General features: G+C 69.8%; 16 protein-coding genes. 3 read left to right on the top strand and 13 right to left on the bottom strand.

The window, feature by feature from the left end; all coding sequences use genetic code 11:
- Positions 1-91: 91 nt before the first annotated feature.
- Positions 92-856, top strand: a complete 765-nt coding sequence (locus ACIQF0_RS12610; RefSeq protein WP_401028362.1) for a pectate lyase — start codon at positions 92-94, stop codon at positions 854-856.
- A gap of 33 nt (positions 857-889) precedes the next feature.
- Here ACIQF0_RS12610 and ACIQF0_RS12605 read toward each other — a convergent pair whose 3' ends face one another.
- The 6 genes from ACIQF0_RS12605 to ACIQF0_RS12580 form a co-directional block, all read right to left on the bottom strand.
- On the bottom strand, positions 890-2,035 hold the full coding sequence (locus ACIQF0_RS12605; protein WP_401028359.1) for an enolase C-terminal domain-like protein: 1,146 nt from the start codon (positions 2,033-2,035) through the stop codon (positions 890-892).
- Complete coding sequence (locus tag ACIQF0_RS12600) at positions 2,032-3,300, bottom strand: ABC transporter substrate-binding protein (RefSeq protein WP_401028356.1); 1,269 nt, start codon at positions 3,298-3,300, stop codon at positions 2,032-2,034. Before ACIQF0_RS12600 ends, ACIQF0_RS12605 begins: the two co-directional genes overlap by 4 nt.
- Positions 3,301-3,307: 7 nt before the next feature.
- Entirely contained in the window at positions 3,308-4,189 is an 882-nt protein-coding gene (locus tag ACIQF0_RS12595) for a carbohydrate ABC transporter permease (RefSeq protein WP_401028354.1), read from the bottom strand.
- Positions 4,186-5,061, bottom strand: coding sequence for a carbohydrate ABC transporter permease (locus ACIQF0_RS12590; RefSeq protein ID WP_401028351.1), 876 nt, complete (start codon positions 5,059-5,061; stop codon positions 4,186-4,188). The genes ACIQF0_RS12595 and ACIQF0_RS12590 overlap by 4 nt, the downstream gene beginning before the upstream one ends.
- A complete protein-coding gene (locus ACIQF0_RS12585) occupies positions 5,058-7,241 on the bottom strand; it encodes a pectinesterase family protein (protein WP_401028349.1) in 2,184 nt (727 codons plus the stop codon). The genes ACIQF0_RS12590 and ACIQF0_RS12585 overlap by 4 nt, the downstream gene beginning before the upstream one ends.
- Positions 7,242-7,458: 217 nt before the next feature.
- Positions 7,459-8,631: an MFS transporter gene (locus tag ACIQF0_RS12580; protein WP_401028346.1), complete on the bottom strand. Its 1,173-nt coding sequence runs from the start codon at positions 8,629-8,631 to the stop codon at positions 7,459-7,461.
- A gap of 74 nt (positions 8,632-8,705) precedes the next feature.
- Here ACIQF0_RS12580 and ACIQF0_RS12575 point away from each other — a divergent pair, with 74 nt between their 5' ends.
- The gene (locus ACIQF0_RS12575) at positions 8,706-9,689 is read left to right on the top strand and encodes a LacI family DNA-binding transcriptional regulator (RefSeq protein WP_401028343.1); all 984 of its coding nucleotides are present in this window, start codon (positions 8,706-8,708) and stop codon (positions 9,687-9,689) included.
- Here ACIQF0_RS12575 and ACIQF0_RS12570 read toward each other — a convergent pair whose 3' ends face one another.
- From ACIQF0_RS12570 to ACIQF0_RS12560, 3 genes are all read right to left on the bottom strand, one after another.
- The gene (locus ACIQF0_RS12570; protein ID WP_401028340.1) at positions 9,690-10,628 is read right to left on the bottom strand and encodes a cellulose binding domain-containing protein; all 939 of its coding nucleotides are present in this window, start codon (positions 10,626-10,628) and stop codon (positions 9,690-9,692) included.
- Positions 10,629-10,705: 77 nt separating this feature from the next.
- A complete protein-coding gene (locus ACIQF0_RS12565; RefSeq protein ID WP_401028338.1) occupies positions 10,706-12,682 on the bottom strand; it encodes an RICIN domain-containing protein in 1,977 nt (658 codons plus the stop codon).
- Positions 12,683-12,838: 156 nt separating this feature from the next.
- Positions 12,839-13,606, bottom strand: coding sequence for a hypothetical protein (locus ACIQF0_RS12560; protein ID WP_401028336.1), 768 nt, complete (start codon positions 13,604-13,606; stop codon positions 12,839-12,841).
- 154 nt (positions 13,607-13,760) lie between these two features.
- Here ACIQF0_RS12560 and ACIQF0_RS12555 point away from each other — a divergent pair, with 154 nt between their 5' ends.
- Entirely contained in the window at positions 13,761-14,588 is an 828-nt protein-coding gene (locus ACIQF0_RS12555) for an alpha/beta fold hydrolase (protein ID WP_401028334.1), read from the top strand.
- On the opposite strand, the gene araA is transcribed toward ACIQF0_RS12555, so the two are convergent.
- From araA to ACIQF0_RS12535, 4 genes are all read right to left on the bottom strand, one after another.
- Positions 14,558-16,060, bottom strand: coding sequence for an L-arabinose isomerase (gene araA / locus ACIQF0_RS12550; RefSeq protein WP_401028331.1), 1,503 nt, complete (start codon positions 16,058-16,060; stop codon positions 14,558-14,560). The genes ACIQF0_RS12555 and araA overlap by 31 nt on opposite strands.
- A 17-nt stretch (positions 16,061-16,077) precedes the next feature.
- Positions 16,078-16,731 carry an L-ribulose-5-phosphate 4-epimerase gene (locus ACIQF0_RS12545; RefSeq protein ID WP_360035462.1) on the bottom strand — a complete coding sequence of 218 codons (654 nt, stop codon included), beginning with the start codon at positions 16,729-16,731 and terminating at the stop codon, positions 16,078-16,080.
- Positions 16,731-18,404, bottom strand: a complete 1,674-nt coding sequence (araB, locus tag ACIQF0_RS12540) for a ribulokinase (RefSeq protein WP_401029926.1) — start codon at positions 18,402-18,404, stop codon at positions 16,731-16,733. Before araB ends, ACIQF0_RS12545 begins: the two co-directional genes overlap by 1 nt.
- Before the next feature lie 686 nt (positions 18,405-19,090).
- Positions 19,091-20,077: a LacI family DNA-binding transcriptional regulator gene (locus ACIQF0_RS12535; RefSeq protein WP_401029924.1), complete on the bottom strand. Its 987-nt coding sequence runs from the start codon at positions 20,075-20,077 to the stop codon at positions 19,091-19,093.
- Positions 20,078-20,131 lie beyond the last annotated feature (54 nt).

The raw sequence follows: 20,131 nt of genomic DNA, 5'->3' as shown, positions 1-20,131 counted from the left end.
TTCGATTCGAACAATCGAAAGAAGTTGACAGGAAAGATCCTCTCCCTACCATCGAATTATCGCCGCATATCCCCCTGCAAGCGGAGCACACATGAAGAAACTCGCACCATTGGTGTTGGCCGCGGCATTGGCCGCGTTTCTCGCACCTCAGGCCCAGGCCTCGGGCAGCACCTTCCCCACGCCCTCCGGGTCGAAACCGGTCGGCACGACCATCAAGGTCGGGTCGAGCGGCTACGACGGTGGCATGCAACGGTTCTACGGCACCGGCAGCCTCGGTTCCGGCGGCCAGAACGAGGACCAGGGCCCGATCTTCCAGCTGGCCGACGGCGCGACGCTGAATAACGTCGTGCTCGGCGCGCCGGCCGCGGACGGGGTCCACTGCCTCGGCACCTGCACGCTCAGCAACGTGTGGTGGGAGGACGTCGGCGAGGACGCGGCCACGTTCAAGGGCACGTCGTCGTCGCAGACCATGACCATCAGCGGTGGCGGCGCGCGCAAGGCGTCGGACAAGGTCTTCCAGCACAACGGGCCGGGCACGATGATCATCCGCAACTTCCAGGTGGACGACTTCGGCAAGCTCTACCGGTCCTGCGGCAACTGCGGCACGCAGCACAAGCGGCACGTCGTGCTGGAGAACATCACCGCGTTCTCGCCCGGCAAGTCGCTGGTCGGCATCAACACGAACTACGGCGACACCGCGCGGTTCTCGAAGATCACGATCGTCGGGGACAGCAGCAAGAAGATCGCGATCTGCGACAAGTACCAGGGTGTCACGAGCGGTGAGCCGAAGAAAATCGGCACCGGGGCGGACAGCACGAACTGCCTGTTCAAGTCCTCGGACCTGACCTACCGCTAGAGGAAATGCCCCGGCCACTGGCCGGGGCATTTCTCACCACACTTCAAGAGTGTGAACTCCGATGTGTTCGAAATTCCAGTCGTCGCCAATTCCGGGAATCACCGGCAGCGACACGCACCCGTTCTCGTCCAGCGGATCGGCGATGGCGTTCCGGTGCGGCGGGACGCGGTCGAAGTCGACGTGCGGGTGCAGCAGACCGCGTTCGTACCAGCGGCCGGCGTCGGTCGCCCCGAGCACGGTGAGGCTGCCCGACCCGTTTCCGTGGATCTCGCAGTCCATGTTGAACGACTCCGCGAGGTGCACGGTCTTGAGCACCGGCGTGATGCCGCCGCTGCCCGCGGGGCCCGCCCGCAGGATGTCGCAGGCGCCGGCGGCGATCCACTCGGCGCGGGTGAGGTGCTTGCCCCACGCCACCTCCGGGCCGATCACCGGGATGTCCAGCTGCTCGGCCAGCCACCGGTAGGAGCTGATCGACGCCTCCTCCATCGGCTCCTCGAACCAGTAGAAGTCCAGCTCCTGCAACGCCCTGCCGAGCCGCAGCGCCTCGGTCCGCGAGTACCAGTGGCTCGCGTCGAGCATCAGCGCCACGTCCGGTCCCACCGCGTCCCGCACCGCCTGGCACGCCTCGACGTCACGGGAGACGGTGGGCGCGCCGGGCACCGGCGGCATCCACGTGTGCAGCTTGATCGCCCGGTAGCCCACCGACACGAGGTGCTTCGCGAAGTCCGCGTAGTCGCCCGGTGTCGCGAGGCCGTCCGTGTCACCGCACATCGTGCTGGCGTAGGCCGGGATCCGGTCGCGGGCACCCCCGGCGATCTTCCACGCCGGCAGCCCCGCCTTGCGTGCGACGAGGTCCCACAGCGCCTGGTCGACGAACCCGAGCGCGCGGTCGGTGAACCCGCCGTGCGCGCCCCGCTGCCGGCGCGCGAGCAGCCGCCACAGCCGTTCGCGGTCCCACGGGTCCTGCCCCAGCAGCACCGGCCGCACGTGCTTGTCCAGCACCGCGGGCCGCAGCTGGTCCGGCTGCACCTGGCAGTACCCGGTGGCGCCGTCGGCGTCGGTGATCTCCAGCAGCGCCTCGGTCACCTCGTGCTCAGACGCCGGATGGCGGTGCCCCTCCGGATCGACGGACGTGGCCGCGGTGGTGGTGAACGTGCGCACGACCACCCGTTCGATCATTTGCGCTTCTCCCAGTCCTGCTGGGCGGTGGTGAGCTTCGCCGCGAGCTGGTCGAGGAACTCCTGCGCCGACATCTGTCCCAGCAACACCTTCTGGTACAGCGGTTCGGTGTCGGTCTTGGTGATCGAGGAGTACTCGGGCAGGTAGACCGGCGCGGGCACGAGCACGGTCGCCGGGTCCTCCAGCACCCCGAGCGCCATCTTCACGGCCGGGTTCTTCTGGATCCACTCGGCACCGCGCACGTCGGTGTTCGCCGGGATCTGGCCGACCTTCTCGTTCCAGTAGCCGTTGCTCTCGGCCGACGTCAGGAACTCGACGAACTTCCAGGACGCCTCCCGGTTCTTGCCGCCCTTGAAGACCGCGAAGCCGTCGGTCGGGTTCGGCACCACCGTGCGCTTGCCGGACGGCCCCTTCGGCAACGGCATCGCGGCGACGCGTTCCGGGCCGAGCGCCTTCATCACGTCCGCGGTCGAGCCCAGGTTGTGGTGCATCATCGCCACCGTGCCGCCGGTGAACTGCGCGACCATCTGCGTGTAGCTGTTGTTCACGTCGGCCTCGGGCGTGGCCTTCTTGTACAGCTCGGCCACCTTGCGCACGAGCTCGGCGTTGCGCGGGTCCGCGACCGTGCTCTTGCCGCCGTCGTAGAACTTGTCGACAGCGGAGTAGGAGTAGGCCTCGGACAACAGCTGGAAGACCGATCCGGCACCGCCACGAATCGTGAAGCCGTACTGGTTGGCCGCCGGCTTCGTCAGCTGGGTGGCGGCCTTGGTCAGATCGTCCCAGGTGGACGGTTCCGCGATCTTGGCTTCCTCGAACCGGTCCGACCGGTACCAGATGATGTCCATGTTGCCCGACGCCGGAATCGCGTAGAGCTTGCCGTCGGGCGCGGTCTGCCGCACGGTCTCCAGCAGGCCGTTGAGCAGCTTTCCCTTCAGCGCACCGTTCTCGACCCGGTCGTCGGCCGGCTCGAGCGCGTCCTGGCCGATGAGGTGCGCGAGGTAGGACGTCGTGACGCCGCCGACGTCCGGAGTGGACCCGCCGGCGATGGCGGTGTCGTACTTCTGCTGCACCGACGCGCTGGGAATGCCGACGTACTCGACCTTGACGTCCGGGTTCGCCGCCTCGAACCGCTTGATCAGCTCCTGGTAGATGGGGGTGCGGCCGGGGCCGCCGTTGTTGTCCCAGAACGTGATCGTCGTGGGCCCGTCCTGTCCAGCGGAACACGCGCTCAGCACCAGTGCCAGCGCGACCAGCAGTCTTCTCATGTCTCCCTCATCCTTTGACCGCGCCTGCGCTGAGTCCCTGCACCAGGAACCGTTGCACCACGGCGAAAACCAGCACGACCGGCACCGCGGCGACGACGCCGCCCGCAGCGAGAGCGCCGAAGTCGGTGTTGAACTCCCCCAGCGCGTAGCTGAGCCCGACCGGCAGCGTGAACTTGTCCTGTCTGCTCGCGAACATCAGCGCGAACAGGAAGTTGTTCCAGGCACCGATGAACGCGAACGATCCGACGGCCACGATCGCGGGCTTGAGCTGCGGCAGCGTCACCGCGAAGAACGCGCGCAGCCGCGAGCAGCCGTCGACCATCGCGGCCTCTTCGAGCTCGACCGGGACGTTGCGCACGAACCCGCTCATCAGGATCAGCGCCAGTGGCAGCTGGAACGCGGTGTCCGCGATCACCAGGCCGGTGAGGCTGTTCAGCAGCCCGGCGGACTTGAAGATCACGAACAACGGGATCAGCATCATCGCGCCGGGGATGAACTGCGTGCACAGCAACGCCAGCAGGAACACCCGCTGGCCGCGGAACTTGAAGCGCGCCAGCGCGTAGCCGCCCATGAGCGCGAACACGGTGACCACGACCAGCGTGCCGACCCCGATGATCAGGCTGTTCTGGAAGAAGAGCCCGAAGCCGATGCCGTTCCACACGGTGTCGAAGTGCTCGAACGTGATCGGCCACGGCACGAGCGCGGTCTGTCCCGTCGGCCTGAAAGCGAAGACGAGCATCCAGTAGAACGGGATGAGCGTGAACAACAGGTAGAGCACCAGCGGCAGGTGCAGCCGGAAGTACCGGCTCGGATCGCGGTGCCGCTTGCGTCGAGGCGGTGCCGGCGGCGGTTCCAGGACCGTGGCCGGGCGGGTGAGCGTCTGGGTCATGCCCGGCTCCCGAACTTGGACAGCCTCAGGTAGAGGATGGAGAAGAACAGCAGGATCACGAAGCCGGCCATCGTCAGCGCGGATCCGTAGCCGAAGTCGTGCGAGTCCACGGCCTTGCGCGCGACGTAGAGGGGCAGCGTGGTGGTCTGGTTCGCCGGTCCACCGCCGGTGAGCGTGTAGATGAGGTCGACGTTGTTGAACTCCCACACCGCGCGCAGCAGGGTGGACAGCACGATCGCGTCCCGCAGGTGCGGCAACGTGACGCTGACGAACCGGCGCCATCGCCCGGCGCCGTCGACGGACGCGGCCTCGTACAGGTCGTTCGGGATGGTCTGCAGGTCGGCGAGCAGCAGGATCGCGAAGAACGGCACGCCGCGCCACAGTTCGGTGACGACGGTCGCGGGGAACACGGTCGCCGGATCGCCGAGCACCGACGTGCCGGGATCGCCGATGCCCCACTGGGCGAGTTGCTGGAAGATGCCCGTCGACGGGTTGTAGAGCAGGATCCAGATGCCGGTGGTGAGCACCCCGGACACCGCCCACGGCGAGAACACCAGGGACCTGGCGAGCGCACGGCCGACGAACGTCTCGTTGACGATCAGTGCGAGAACGAGCCCCAGCACCAGTTGCAGTCCCACTTCGACGGCGACCCACTTGGCGCTGAACGTGAGGCTCTGCCAGAACAGCTGGTCCTCGAACAGCATCCGCCGGAAGTTCTCGAACCCGATGAAGCCGTTCTTCCAGGGCTGAGTGACTGTGTGCTGACGCAGGCTGAACCACCCGACGCTCGCGATCGGGTAGACCAGGAACACCGCCATCAGCGCGAGCGTCGGGGCGATCAGGGCGTACGGCGCCCACGTGCGAGTCCTCACGCGGGGTTCCACCCGCTCAGGTAGGCGTCCTTGGTGTGCAGTCGCGCCTGCTCGGCGGTGAGCTGCGGGCGATCTGTTCCGGTGCCCGCGCCGGGGCCGGTGTTGCGGTACTCCGCGAACCTCGCGCCACGCCAGGGGAATCCGGACATGTCGGTCCACGGCGCGGCCTTGATCGCGGCGGGCAGCGCGGTGTCGCGGATGACGACCTGGGCGATCGCGTCGGGGTCACCGCCGGGATGCCACGGCCTGCCGAGGAAGTACGTGCCGGCCGGGGCGTCGCTGAGGATCTTCGAGTTGACGATCAGGAAGCCGTGCGGGTTGTCCTTGCGGGTGCTGGCGGCGGTCACGTAGCCGTTGGGGTCGCCGCCGCGGTTCAGCGCGGTGATCGTCGCCCGTTCGAAGACCGCTGTCGCCCGGCCGAAGAGGAAGTCGACGTCGCCGGTGATCGCGCAGTCCCGGTAGTACTGCCGCGACCGCGTGGCCACGTCCGGGGTGTCGGCGTACAGCGTGTCCTGGTGGCCTTCGAAGCGCACGCGGTCGAACAGCATTCGATCGCCGGTGGCCTTGACCGCGACGGCCTGCGTGGCCGTGATCTCCGGATGCTGCTTGCGGTCGAACGAGTTGCGGAAGGTGACGTCGCGGGCGGTGAAGCCGTTGGCCGCGATGGTGGCGGTGGCACTACCGGTCGTGCCGTAGGTGGTGCCGTCGGGCTTCTTGGTGCCGCTGGCGTTGTCGAAGTCGATCACCACGTCCTGGGCGCGTCCGGTGGCGCCCCGCAGCGTGAGGTTCTGCTTGGTGGCCGGGATCTTGACGACCTCCCGGTACACGCCCGTCGGCAGGGTGATCACGCCTCCGGCCGGCGCGGCGTCGATCGCGGCCTGCACGGTGGCGAAACCCTGGCCCACCACCAGGTGGTTGCCCGCCGGTGGCGCACCCGCCTGGAGGTGCCTGACCCGGTGCGCGGGTTCGAGACCGCGGTTCAGCGTCGGCGTCCACCCGGCGTCCGTGCCGAGGGCCTTGTCCGGGAACGCCGCGTTGTGAGCGTTCACCAGGCTCACCGGCCTGCCGTCCACCAGGTTGCCGGTGTCGGTGAGCGCCGTGCCGCCCCAGTTGTAGACGACCTCCTGCGGCGCGATGCCCTTGACGAAGTTGTTCTGCGCGTAGATCTGGGACCTGACGCCGACACCCCAGCTGTACGTCTGCGCGCCTTCGTAAAGGTTGTTGTAGACGTGCACCTGGCCGAACCGCACGCGCGGTGCGCGTTCCAGCACGTCGCGGAAGACGTTGTGGTGCACCGAGACCCGTAGCTTGCCCGGATCGGTCGTGGAGCTGTTCGACGAGCCGATCAGCATGGTCTTGCCGTGCTCGGCGAAGACGTTGCGGGACACGGTGACGAGGTCGGACCCGTTCGTGATGTCGAGCTGGCCGTCGTGCACCTGGTACGGCCGTCCGAAGTGGAGCGGCTGGGTGCTGTCGGCGTTCGGCTCGTCGGTGAACGTGCTGTGGTCGACCCACACGTTCTCGGACCGCTGCAGCGAGACCGAGTCGTAGAGCGAGTTCCAGTTGCCGGGCGGGGAGGCGGGGCTGTTGTCGTTGGGATCCCACTGCGGAAAGCAGTCACGGGTGTCGCGGAAGGTCAGGTCGCGCACGATCACGTTGCGCACGCCGTGGATCCGCAGGCTGCCACCGGTGATGCCGGCGCCGCGGCCGACTCCGACGATCGTCGTGTCGGCCTGGACGTTCAGCCCGATGACCGCTTCCTGCTTCTTCGCCGACGCGACCCGCGCGTCCTCGAGCGCTCCTTCCGGTTCGCGTTCCCATCCCCAGACCGCCGGGTCGTACGCCGCGAGATAACCCGCCAGCGTGTAGCCGTCGGCCGCGTAGTCCTCACACCGCAACGGTTTCCCGTCGTCGCCGGTGTTCGCGTCGATCACGCCCCTGACCTTGATGATCCGCGGTCCCGGCGAGGCCAGCGCCGCGACGAGCTCAGCCCGCGTGCGCACCTCGTGCACGTGAGCGGCGGGCGCCGCCGCTCCCCCGGTGGTGCCCGGCCCGGCCGACGCCCAGCCGTCCCCCGCGGGCAGCACCTGCCGCGCCGGGTCGTGACCGGCGTGCGCCGAAGGGCTCACCACCCCGGCGGTCGCGCAGGCCAGTACCAGCGCGCCAACGAAAAGCCGCATGACGGAATACCCTTCGGAAAGGAGGATTCACATTCTTGAACAAGGTCCACGGTCGTGAACCGAGTATTACGAATGCTTCCGGCATGCGTCAACGAAGTGAATTCATTCGACGATTCGGCACGGCGTTCGACGATTCTTCGAATCGAATGCCGTCGAACAGAAAAACGCCGCGATCAAAATTGATCGCGGCGTTCGTGTCCCGACGGCCTGGAAAGGCTCAGCCCTGGGGCTGCCGCAGCGAAGGCGTGAGCACCAGCGCAGGCAACAGCAGGAACGGCACGACCAGCAATGCCCGCAACACTCCCCACTGGTTGCCGAGCAGCCCGACGAGCGGCGGCCCCGCCAGGAACGCGGTGTAGCCGATCACCGCGACGACGCTGACCCGTGCCGCCGCGCGTTCCGGATCGTCGGCCGCCGCGCTCATGCCCACGGGGAAGCCCAGCGCGGTCCCGAGTCCCCAGACGGCCACACCGGCGACCGCCACGCCGAACGACCCGGCGAACACGGCCAGCGCCACGCCGGAAGCGGCCAGCAGCATCGAGAGGACCACTGCCGGGACGCGGCCCCAGCGGTCCAGCGCGATGGTGCCGAAGATCCGGCCGAACGTCATCGTCGTCACGAACACGCCGAACACCAGGGCGCCCAGTGCCGGGTCGGCCTCGTAGCCGTCGATGAACGCGACCGCCACCCAGTCGTTCGCGGTGCCCTCTGTGAACGCCAACACCAGCACCAGCAGCCCGATCAGCAACGTGCGCGGTTCCCGCCACGCCGCCATGACCCCGCTGCTGCTGCCCTGCTCGGCCTCGGCTGCCAGGCAGTACGTGCGCGCGGCCACCAGCGTGCCGCCGGCGACGATCACGGCGACCACGGCCAGGTGCGCGGTCACGGGCAGGACCGCCCACGCCGCGAACGACGCCAGGCCGGCGGCGGCCACCGTGCCGAGGCTCCACATGGCGTGGAAGCGCGGCATCACCGTCTTGCCGAGAGCGCGTTCCACCTCCGCGGCCTCGACGTTCATCGCCACGTCGCACAACCCCGAGCCGTAGCCGAGCACGAAGATCCCGATCGCCGTCACCACCGGCGACGGGTAGGCGCCGATGCCGACGCCCGCCACCGCGAGTCCCAGCGCGACCGTCACGGCCGACAGGCTCACCGTCCGCTTCGGCCTGAGCCGGTGCGTGACCTCGCCCGCGGTGAGCATCGCCAGGCAGGCGCCCACGGACATCGACAGCAGCAGCAACCCCAGCGCGCCCGGCGTCAGGCCCAGCGCGTCACGGGCGGCGGGCACGCGGGCGAACCACGTCGCCACCGCCACTCCGTTGAGTCCGAAGGTCACCGCGACCCCCGCTGCGGCGGCTCGGACCTGACTGCGCGGCACCGTGACGGACATCCCGGTCCCTCCCTTTCTCGATACTGAAGTACTTACCCCACACATGGAAGCGCTTCCACCGCAATACTGCTGAGATGACGGGAGTACACACCGCGACGCTCGACGACGTGGCACGGGCCGCAGGCGTGTCCCGGGCCACCGCCTCGCGGGTCATCACCGGGCAGGGCCCGGCATCACAACGCTCACGGGACAGTGTCACAGCCGCCGTGGCCGCGCTGGGATACGTGCCGGACGCCTCCGCCCGCGCGCTGGTCACCCGCACGGGCACGCGCCTCGCGATCGCGGTCATCGGCCACACCGCCGCCGTGCTCGACGACCCGTACGTCGGCCGCGTCCTGACGTCGGCGGCGCACGTCGCCGCCGAGCGCGAGGTCGGTGTCTCCCTGCACTGGCTGCCCCTGGACGATCCCGGCTCACTCGCCCGCCTCGCCGACGGCCGCGGGCTCGGGGGCCTCGTGGTGGTGAACCCGACGCGGCCGGCGCTGGAGACCGTGCCACGGGAGCTGCGCGGACGGGTCGCCGCGGTCGGGGTCGGGACGCGGCACGTGCCGTCGTTCGACGTCGACAACCGCGCCGGAACCGACGGCGTCGTGCGCCACCTCGTGCGCACGGGCCGGTGCCGGATCGCGATGGTCACCGGTCCGGCCTGGTTGCCCTGCGGCGACCGCGCCGTCGAGGCGTACCGCAAGGTGTTGCACGACAGCGGCGGCGAGCCCAGGGTCGTACCGGGAGATTTCACGGCCGCGCGAGGTGCCGAGGCGGCCGTCGAGATCATGGCGCGGTGGCCGGACACCGACGCGGTGTTCGCGCTCAGCGACCTCACGGCGCTGGGTGTCCTCGACGGACTTCACGCGCTGGGCGTGCGGGTGCCGGGGGACGTGGCCGTCGCCGGGTTCGACGACATCGCGTTCGCCGGGCTCAGCCGTCCGGCGCTCACGACGAGCACGCACCCGGTGGAGGACATCGCCGCCGCCGCGGCACAGGCAGTCCTCGACCGCCGCGACACCTCGGGGGCGACGTTCTACCCCTCCGCACTCGTCGTGCGGGAGAGCGCGTGATCACTCGACCGAACAGGATTGGCCGTTGAGCGTGAAAGCGCCGGGAGCGGAGTTCCCGGCGCGGACCGTTCCGTTGAATCCGATCGACACCGAACCGCCCGGCTGAATCTGCGGGTTGTAGTCGGCGTTCGCGGCGTCGACGGTCGCACCGGACTGCCGCGCCCTCGCGTTCCACATGTCGGTGACGGTCTGCCCGTTCGCGAAACTCCACCGCAGCGTCCAGCCGTTGACGGACGTGGAACCGGTGTTGCGCACGCTCACATTCGCCTGGAAGCCACCCGGCCACTGACCGGAGATGCGGTAGGCGACCGCGCACGTCCGCGCGGGAGGCTTCGGCGGCGTGGTCGTGGGCGCGGCACGGGGTGGCGTCGTGGTCGTGATGGCCGGGGCCGGTGGCGGCCGCACCGCGGTCGTGCCCGGTGCCGGCAGACCCGTGGTGGCGGCCGGGGGCGGGGCCGCGTCGAGACCTTCGCACGGTGGTCCCCACAGGCCCCTGTCGGCACCGGCCGCCTCGGACTCCGCCGAGAGCAACGCGCCGCCGTCGACCCCCTCCGCCCGCAGCACGCCCTGACGCACCGCGAGCAACGCGTAGTCGGTGCCGTCCTCCAGCACCAGGTTCACGTCGCCGGAGACGACGGGACTGATGCGGACGGCGCTGGCCAGCAGCGTCGTCCTGGCAAAGGACAACGCGCCGTCCGCCCAGCAGGGCGGGGGTGCCGCCAGCTGCGCGATGCGGGCCTTCGTGCCGTCCGCCAGTTCGACGGTCCGGCCGTCGATCACGTCACGCACGAAGTGCAGCACGCCCTCGTACCGCGCCTCCTCGTTGATGAGGGTGGGCGGTTTCCAGGGCGTCCGGGTGGACGGCGCCGTCGACGGCGGCCCTGCCGTGCATGCTCCGGTGAGCAGGACCAGAACCACGAGCCAAAGCTTGCGCGACACCGTTACCCCAATTGTCGTTGAACCCTCAACTACCCTAGAGGGTCACGGGCCCGGCTCAATCGACCGTTCGGAGTGGACTACCTGCTCGGAACGGCGGTCGCCGACCAACGCTGATTGGCACCGGAAGTCGCTTGGTACAAACCAATTCTGGCACCGTCCTCACGCGACTCGCCGACCACGTCGAGCAGACTTCCGTTCTCCTGGTTGACGAAGGTCCACGTGCCGTCCCCGGTGGACGAGAGCACCCATCTCGCGGCCGGGCCGTCGGAGGAAGTCAGCACGACGTTGCCACCGGCCGCCGCGATCCGCTGGCCCGTGGCGGCGTTGACCACGGAGAACTGGGCGCGGTTGTCGTAGCCTCCAGTTCGGCGCTCCACGCGCCACACCTGGTCGGCCGCGGTCGCGTCGGCGGTGCGCTGGACGAGCGAGGTGCCCGACGGCGCGAGCGACTTGCCGCTCTGCGCCCCGGTGAGCCGGTACTGCCCGCCCAGCGCCGCCTCGCGGTCGACGCCGCTGACACCGCTCACCTCGAACGTGACGACCGACTTCGCCGGCACGGAAAGCGTCGCCCTGCGGTCCTTGACCCGCACGGCCGCACCCTTCACCAACGCGCCGTACTGGTCCGTCACGACCGGCCGGACGGACGCGTTCTGCCGCACCGACCCGAACGCCGACAGGTCCAGCGTCACGGACTGCGCCTGATCGGTCTTGTTCAGGTGCACCAACGACTTCAGCTCGGTGTTGCGCACCGCCGCCACGTCGGTCGTGGTGTTGACCTTCACCAGGCGATCACCGGGCTTCACGAAGTGCGTGAAGTTGCGCAGCGCGTGGAACTTCGTGTTGACGCGCGCCGGGCAGGTCGCCAGCGTGTCCTGGGCCTCGCAGTCGAACGGGATCTGGATCACGCCCCAGTTCATGCCGTCCGCGGACTCGGCACCGGGCTTCATGTTGTTGTAGTCCTCGACGGCCTGCCACAGCAGCCACGCGCGCGGTTCCAGCTCGCGCAGGTCGTCGATCACGCGCTCCGCGATGCCGAGACCGGGGTCCATGCTGGTGAAGCTCTGGCCGAAGCCCCAGTGCCCGTCGACCTCGCTCATCCACAACGGCTTGCCGGCGCCCTTGGCGATGTCGCGGGCGGACGTGCGGCGCCCCGTGCCGTAGGTGTGCACGTTCAACTGGCCGACCTGCGTGCGCACCGAGGCGGGATAGCCCGCCCAGTCGGCGGCGAAGATGCCGGGGTTGGTCTCGTCCGGCGCGGAGACGGTGGCCTTGAGCCGGTTGGCGCGCAACGCCTCCGCCATCGCGGGCACCACCTTCGCCTGCAGGGCGGGCCCGATGTGCGCGCCCTCCTGGCGGCCGCCCGTAGGGTTGCCGTCCGGGCCGAGCGTCGTGCGCCAGTAGGAGGTGTTGGGCTCGTTGAACGGGTCGACCGTGGCGAACTTGATGCCGTGGGCCCGTTCCAGCTCCGCGGTGGCCTGGGCGAGGTAGGCGGCGAAGTCGCCGATCCGGTCCTCCCGCAACTGGTCCGCGTTCGGGTCGAAGCCGCCGGAGACGTACCCGCTCACCGTCTGGAACCACGGCGGCGAGTTGCTGAAGGACTCCCAGCGGGTCACGTCCTTCTTGATCCGGTCGACCCACCACCGCTGACGCGGATCCGCCGCGGTGTCGAAGAAACGCGCGTCGCCCGGCTTCCACCAGTCGGTGTCCGCGCGGGTGGTGCCTGCCGGCGCCTTCCACCACCCCGGGACCGCGGCACCCGCCCGCAGGTACTGCGGCACGTCCGGGGCGTTGCCGCCGCCGATGTTGTACCGCGCGATGTTGAGGTTCAGCCCGTCCTCACCGAACAGCAGCTCCGCCAGCTGGTTGCGGATCTCGTCCGGATAGTCGCCCGTGGCGTTGGCGAACCACACCAGGCTCGTGCCCCAGCCCTGGAACGGCTCCTGCTGATAGGTCGGATCCGGTCTCACCGTGACGGTGTCGACGGCGGCCACGGCGGGGACCGCGGTGGCCAGCGACAGCGCCGAAACGGCAAGCAGAGCAAGAAGTCTGGTCATCGGTTCTCCGTTGAACGCGCGATGTTCACGCTAACATCTATCGAGAACCTACTCGCGCGTCAAGGTCCTGCCGGACGGAGGCGCGTCCGTCCGGCAGGCCCCTTTGGAACGCTCGCCCCGAGGAGACGGGCCCGCACGCTCGAACCCCGAGGAGAGTTACTTGAGCGTGCAGGTGGCGAAGCGCTCCAGTCCCTGAGGCCGCGTGCCCACGCGGCCGATGGCGATCGCGATGCGGTCCAGCGCCGAGGCGCGCTTGCCGGCCAACGGGCCCAGGATCGCGTTCTGCACGAAGTTCGGCCCGCCCTGACCGGCCGACGTGCGCAGCCGCTCGTTCGCCTCCGCCAGCTGCTTGCCGAGGTTGGCGAGCTCGCGGTCGACCTCGGCGCGCGCGGCCGCCGGCACGTTCTGCACCACCGGCAGCGGGCATTCGACGACCTGCCCGGCCGCCGATCCGGTACCGGTGTTCGTACCCGTAGACGCCGGTTTCGACGTCGTCGGCGGCGCGGACACGGCGGGTGCCTGACCAAGTCCGCAGGTCGCGAACCTCTCCAGCCCCTCCGGCTTCGCGGCGACCCTGCCGATGGCGGTCTCGATGCGGTTCAGCGCCGCGACCCGCTTGCTCGCCAACGGGCCGAGAATCGCGTTCTGCACGAAGTTCGGCCCGCCTTCGCCGGCCGACGTGCGCAGCCGGTTGTTGGCCTCCGCGATCTGCTTGTCGAGGTTGGCGAGCTCTCGCTGGACCTCGGCCTGCGCCGCGGCCGGCACCGCCGGGACGACGGGCTGCGGACATGCGATCGCGCCGGTGGTGGTCTCCCCGCCCGCGAAGGCGACGGCCGCGGTCACCGCTGTCAGCGTTGCGGCGACGGCGACCCCGGCCACGAGCACCCGCTTGCTTCGCTGGGGTCGTGCATGCGCTCTCGACATATTCGAACCTCACGACTAGGGGACGTTTTGTGCCGGCAGAACGGGATACGGACCGGGAAAGCAAAAAGTTCAACCACTTGTGAGCGTTCACAGCTGCTGGCATGCTCACGGTTCATTCCGCAGTCCCGCACCTGCGAAGAACCGGGGAACAGCCATGCCATCGGCAGACAGAGTCGTCCACGAGCAGATCCCGTTGCGCGTGCACGGGGTGAACCTCAAGGTCGCGTCGGTGCGGCGCGGGGGCGTCGACGCCCCCGTCGTCTTCCTGCACGGGTTCGGCACGAGCAAGGAGGACTACCTCGACGTCCTCCAGCGACACGAGTTCGCCGGGCGCCCGTTCCTCGCCTACGACGCACCTGGTGCGGGCGCCACGGAGTGCTCCGGCCTGGGAGAGGTCGACGTGCCGTTCCTGGCGGAGACCGCGCGGGCGATGCTCGACCGCGCGGGCATCGGCCGGTTCCACGTGGTCGGGCACCTGACGGGAGCACTCACGGCGCTTCTCCTGGCTCACAGGGAACCGGGCCGGGTGCTGAGCTTCGTCAACATCAAGGGCGTGCTGGCACCCGAGGACTGCGTGCTGAGCCGGGAGGCGCTGAACCACCGCGATCCCGGCGACTACCTCTTCAGGCTCGCGGAACGCAGCCGCGAGACACCGTGTTACGGCGGCGGCCTGTACGCGGCGAACCTCCCGAACAAGGTCCGGCGCGGTGCCGTGCCCACCCTCTTCCGGTCCATGGTCGAACTCGCCGACCACGGGAACCTCCTGCAGAAGTTCCTGTCACTGCCCTGTCCGCGGATGTACCTCTACGGCGAGCAGTGCGCGAACCTCTCCTACCTGCCGATCCTCGACGCGAACGGGGTGGAGCTCGCGGAGATCCCGCACAGCGGGCAGCTCCCCATGTACTCCAACCCCGCCGCGATGTGGCGGCAGATCGCCGAGTTCCACGCGCGTCAGCTGATTCCCAGTGCCAGGCGGTGGTAGGCGGAGTTCCAGCGCAGCCGGTCGGTGAACGAGGCCGGGGTCGTCGCGGAGTCGATCAGCACGAGCTCCGTGGCGGCCATCTGCGCGAAGTCCCGCAGCACCTCGGCTCCGACCGCCTGGGTCATCACCGTGTGGTGCGGTCCGCCCGCGGTGAGCCAGCACTCCGCTGACGTCGACAGCGACGGCGCCGGCTGCCACACGGCCCGTGCGACCGGCAGCTTCGGCAGCGGCTCGTCCGGCGGCACCACCGTGACCTCGTTGGCCACCAGGCGGAACCGGTCGCCGAGGTCGGCCAGTCCGACCACCACGGCGGGACCGGGCGCGGCGTCGAACACCAGACGCACCGGGTCCTCCCGGTCGCCGATGCCCAGCGGGTGGACCTCACAGGACGGCTGCGCGGCGGCGATCGTCGGGCAGACCTCCAGCATGTGCGCGCCGAGGATCTTCGGCGTGCCCGGCCCGAAGTGGTAGGTGTAGTCCTCCATGAACGACGTGCCGCGACCGGTGCCGGTGCCCATGGCCTTCACGGCGGCGAGCAGCGCCGACGTCTTCCAGTCGCCCTCACCGCCGAAGCCGTAGCCGTCCGCCATCAGACGTTGCACGGCGAGGCCCGGCAGCTGCCGCAACCCGCCCAGGTCCTGGAAGTTCGTGGTGAACGCGCCGAACCCGCCGTCGTCCAAAAAGGACCTCAGACCGATCTCGATGCGGGCCGCGTACCGCAGCGAGTCGTGCCGCTCTCCGCCGCGTGCCAGCTCCGGTGAAAGCCGGTAGGTCTCGGCGTAGTCGGCGACGAGCAGGTCGATGCCGGCGTCGGGTACCGCGTCGACCACGGCGACGAGGTCGTTGACGCCGTAGGTGTTGACCGAGACGCCGAACCGCAGCTCCGCCTCGACCTTGTCGCCCTCGGTCACGGCGACGTCGCGCATGTTGTCGCCGAACCGCGCCAGCTTCAGGCCGCGCAGGTGCGCCCGACCGGCGGCGGCGCGAGCCCAGCCGTCGATCCGCTCGGCCACCACGGGATCACTCGCGTGCCCGGCGACCGTCTTGCGCGCCACCCCGATCCGGGTCTGCACGTAGGCGAACTCGCGGTCGCCGTGCGCGGCCTGGTTGAGGTTCATGAAGTCCATGTCGATGGTGGACCACGGCAGCGCCTCGTTGAGCTGCGTGTGCAGGTGCAGCAACGGTTTGCGCAGCAGGTCCAGCCCGGTGATCCACATCTTCGCCGGCGAGAACGTGTGCATCCACGCGATCACGCCGACGCACGTGGGGTCGTTGTTCGCCTCCTGCATGATCGCGCGGATGGCGCCGGAGTCGGTGAGCACCGGCTTCCACACGATCTCCGCGCTGATCCGGCCGGACTCGCTGAGCATCCGCTGGATCTGCTGGGACTGGGCCGCGACCTGGTCGAGCGTCTCGGGGCCGTAGAGGTGCTGGCTGCCGGTGAGGAACCAGATCTGGGGCTTGTCCGGCATGTGCTCTCCTTCTGGGCTCACTGGCCGTAAACGTTCTGGTAGCGCTCGTAGAGCCGGTCGACGTGCTGTTGCTCGATCACGTCCGGCTTGCCGAGCTGGAGTGCGAAGTGGACGGTGCGGGCGACGTCTTCCAGCAGCACCGCGGCTTTCACAGCCGCGAGGGCGGTGGCTCCGACGGTGAACGGGCCGTGGTTGCGCATCAGCACGGCAGGAGACCTGCTGGCGCTGAGGGTCTCCACGATCCCCTTGCCGATCGAGTCGTCGCCGATCAACGCGAACGGCCCGACCGGGACGTCGCCGCCGAACTCGTCCGCGATCATGGTGAGCACGCACGGGATGGGCTCCCCGCGCGCCGCCCACGCTGTCGCGTAAGGAGAATGCGTGTGCACGACACCGCCCACGTGAGGCATGTGCCGGTAGACGTACGCGTGGGCCGCGGTGTCGGAGGACGGCGCCAGCTCGCCTTCGACGAGGGTGCCGTGCAGGTCCGTCACGACCATCGCGTGCGGACCCAGTTCGTCGTAGGACACGCCGGACGGCTTGATCACCATCAGCTCGTGGCCTGGCACCCGCGCCGACACGTTGCCGGCGGTCCAGCTCACCAGCTCGTAGCGGGTCAGCTCGCGGTGGAGTTCGGCGACCGTGCGGCGGAGTTCTGCCGTGGCGGACATCAGCTCTTCCCCTCCAGTGCGGCTCGGCGGTACCCGCGCAGCCGGTGCATGACATCGTTGGCACCGCGGCCGAAGTAGTCGTGCAGCTCCAGGTAGTCGTCGAAGAGCCGTTGGTAGGCCTTGACGTTCTCCGGGACGGGTGTGAAGACGTTGCGCCGCACCGATCCCATCTCGACGGCGGCCGCGCGGATGTCCTGGTACGCGCCCGCGGCCACCGCCGCGTGCATCGCGGAGCCGAGCGCGGGGGCCTGGGCCGAGCCGCTCACCGACAGCGGCAGGTTCACGACGTCGGCGTAGATCTGCATCAGCAGCGTGTTCTTGACCAGGCCACCGGCGATCACGAGCTCGGTCACCGGGACGCCCGCGCCGGTGAAGGTGTCGACGATGACGCGGGTGCCGAACGCCGTGGCTTCGAGGAGTGCGCGGTAGACGTCCTCCGCCTTCGTGGCGAGCGTCTGACCGACGATCACCCCGGACAGCTCGTGGTCGACCAGCACGGACCTGTTGCCGCTGTGCCAGTCGAGCGCGACGAGCCCGTGCTCCCCCACCGCCTGTCGCGCTGCCAGCTCGGAGAGCAGTTCGTGCACCGTGATACCGCGCTCGCTCGCCTGGTCGTGGTAGGCGGGCGGCACGCCGTTGCGCAGGAACCACGCGAAGATGTCGCCGACGCCGCTCTGCCCGGCCTCGTAGCCCCACAGTCCCGGCACGATGCCGCCGTCGACGACGCCGCACATGCCCGGCACCTCGCGTTGCACCTCGCCGCTCATCACGTGGCAGGTGGAGGTGCCCATGATCGCGACCATCTGGCCGGGGCCGACGGCCTGCGCGGCGGGCGCCGTGACGTGGGCGTCGACGTTGCCGACCGCCACCGCGATGCCCTGCGGCAGCCCGGTCCACCCGGCGGCCTGCGCGGTCAGCTCACCGGCCCTGTCCCCGAGCGCGGACAGCGGATGGTCGAGCTTGTCGGCGACGAACGTGGCGAACCCGGGGTTGAGCTCCCCGAGGAACTCCTCGCTCGGGTACTCGCCGTCCTGGTGGATGCCCTTGTAGCCGGCGGTGCAGGCGTTGCGCGTGTAGGTGCCGGTGAGCTGCCAGATGATCCAGTCCGCGGCCTCGACCCACCGCGCCATCGCCGCGTAGACCTCGGGCGCCTCCTCCAGCACCTGCAGGCCCTTCGCGAACTCCCACTCCGAGGAGATCAGGCCGCCATAACGCGCGAGCCACGGCTCCTTGCGCTGCCGCGCGAGCTCGTTGATCCGGTCGGCCTGAGGCTGGGCGGCGTGGTGGCGCCAGAGCTTGACGTAGGCGTGCGGGTTCTCCGCGAACTCCGGCAGCTCGCACAACGGTGTGCCGTCCGCCGTGACCGGCACCATCGTGCAGGCGGTGAAGTCGGTGCCGATGCCGATCACCTGTGCCGCCGAGATCCCGGCCGCCTCGACGGCCTGCGGGACGGCGGTGCGCAGGACGTCGAGGTAGTCGGCCGGGACCTGCAGCGCCCACTCCGGCGGCAACGGCCGGCCGGTGGTGGGCAGCACCTGGTCCGCCACCGCGTGGCGGTACTCGTGCACCGCGGTGCCGAGCTCGGCTCCGTCGCGGACGCGCACGACCACGGCGCGGCCGGACAGCGTGCCGAAGTCGACACCCACCACGCACGCGTCGCGGTCGATCGTCATGTCAGTCACGACCTGAGTGTTATCGCTAACAATCAGGGAGTCAAGATGCGCCCGATACATCGTGATTTCCCTGCGAGTGAGGGAAATGCGCAGGGAGGTGAGCGCACGACAAACAGACCCGCGTCAGCACCGGTGCGGGCCGGGCCGCGTCCGGTGCCGGCCGCAGCCGCTTCCCCGCGTGCCGCCGGGACTCCCCGCTCGACGGCCGGCGGAACCGCCGAGGTGTCGATGCCACACGGGACCCGCACCCGGCAACCAATGGGGCCGCCGAGGACTCGATGCCACACCGCACCCGCACCCGGCAACCAGCGGGACCGCCGAGGTGTCGATGCCGCGCAGGACCCGCACCCTGGCGACCAGTGGAACCGCCAAGGACTCGACGCCACGCCGGACCCGCACCCCGGCAACCAGCGGGACCGCCAAGGACTCAACGCCACACCGCACCCGCACCCCGGCAACCAGCGGGACCGCCAAGGACTCAACGCCACACCGCACCCGCACCCCGGCAACCAGCGGAACCGCCAAGGACTCGACGCCACACCACACCCGCACCCCGACGACCAGCCGGACCGCCACGGACCCGACGCCACACGGGACCACACCCGAAGCACGCACGTTCCCCGCTCATCCCTGGAGACAGGGATGCGAGCCGCCGAAGCCTCCGACGCAGGACTACCAGCGCGGAACTACCGGGACGGCGGGGCCACGCTGTTCCGCTTCACCAGGGTCGGCGCGACCGTCCGGCGCGGCCGGGTGGTCTCGCCGTCGCTGATCTGCTCCAGCAGCAGGCCGAGCGTCTCGTGCGCCACGGCGGCGAAGTCCGGGCGCACGGTGGTGAGCGGCGGGATGAAGTAGGCGGCCTCGGGCACGTCGTCGAAGCCCACGACGCTCACGTCGTGCGGGACGTTCCTGCCGCGTTCGCTCATGGCCCGCAGCACGCCGAGGGCCAGGTGGTCGTTCGAGCAGAACACGGCCGTCACCTCGGGCATCCTGGCCAGCATCTGCCCAGCCCGGTAGCCCGAGGCCGCGCTCCAGTCGGCCGCCACCACCGGCGGCACCTCGGCGCTGGTGGCGTCGAGTGCCGCGCGCCAGCCCTGCACGCGGCCCGCCGCGTCGAACCAGTCGGCGGGGCCGGACACGTGCCAGACGGTCTCGTGGCCGGCGTCGATCAGGTGTTTCGTGGCGTCGAACGCGCCCTTCGCCTGGTCGACGGTGACCAGCGGCGTCGACCTGTCGGGGTCGCCGTCCACGGTCACCAGCGGCACGCCGGCGGGCACGTCGGCCAGTGCGTCGGCGGCCGACGAGTTCGGCGCGATCACGACGATGCCGGCCACGCGCTGGTCGCGGTGCCGTTCGACGGCGGCGGCGATGGAGTCGCGGTCGAGCACCTTCACCCTGCCGACGCTGACCGCGAACCCGGCCTCGCCCGCCGCCTCCTCGAAGGCGGACAGCAACGAGGCCGGGCCGTACAGCGTCGAGTTCTGCGCGACCACGCCGATGAGCTGCGTCTTGCCGGTGACGAGTGCGCGAGCGGCCCGGTTGGGGCGGTAGTCGAGCTCCTTGATGGCCGCCTTCACCCGTAGCCGGGTCTGCTCGCGGACGTTCGGGTGGTTGTTGAGCACACGCGAGACCGTCTGGTGGGACACCCCGGCAAGTCGTGCCACATCGGTCATCGCGGGGTCACGCGACGTCTTCTCCACGAGCGGTCTCCGATCTTCGATCTGCGC

It is taken from the genome of Lentzea sp. NPDC092896 (genome assembly GCF_044754905.1).
GTDB lineage: Bacteria > Actinomycetota > Actinomycetes > Mycobacteriales > Pseudonocardiaceae > Lentzea.
Note: the sequence above shows the minus strand (reverse complement) of the source record. Positions and strands in the feature narration are given on the sequence as shown.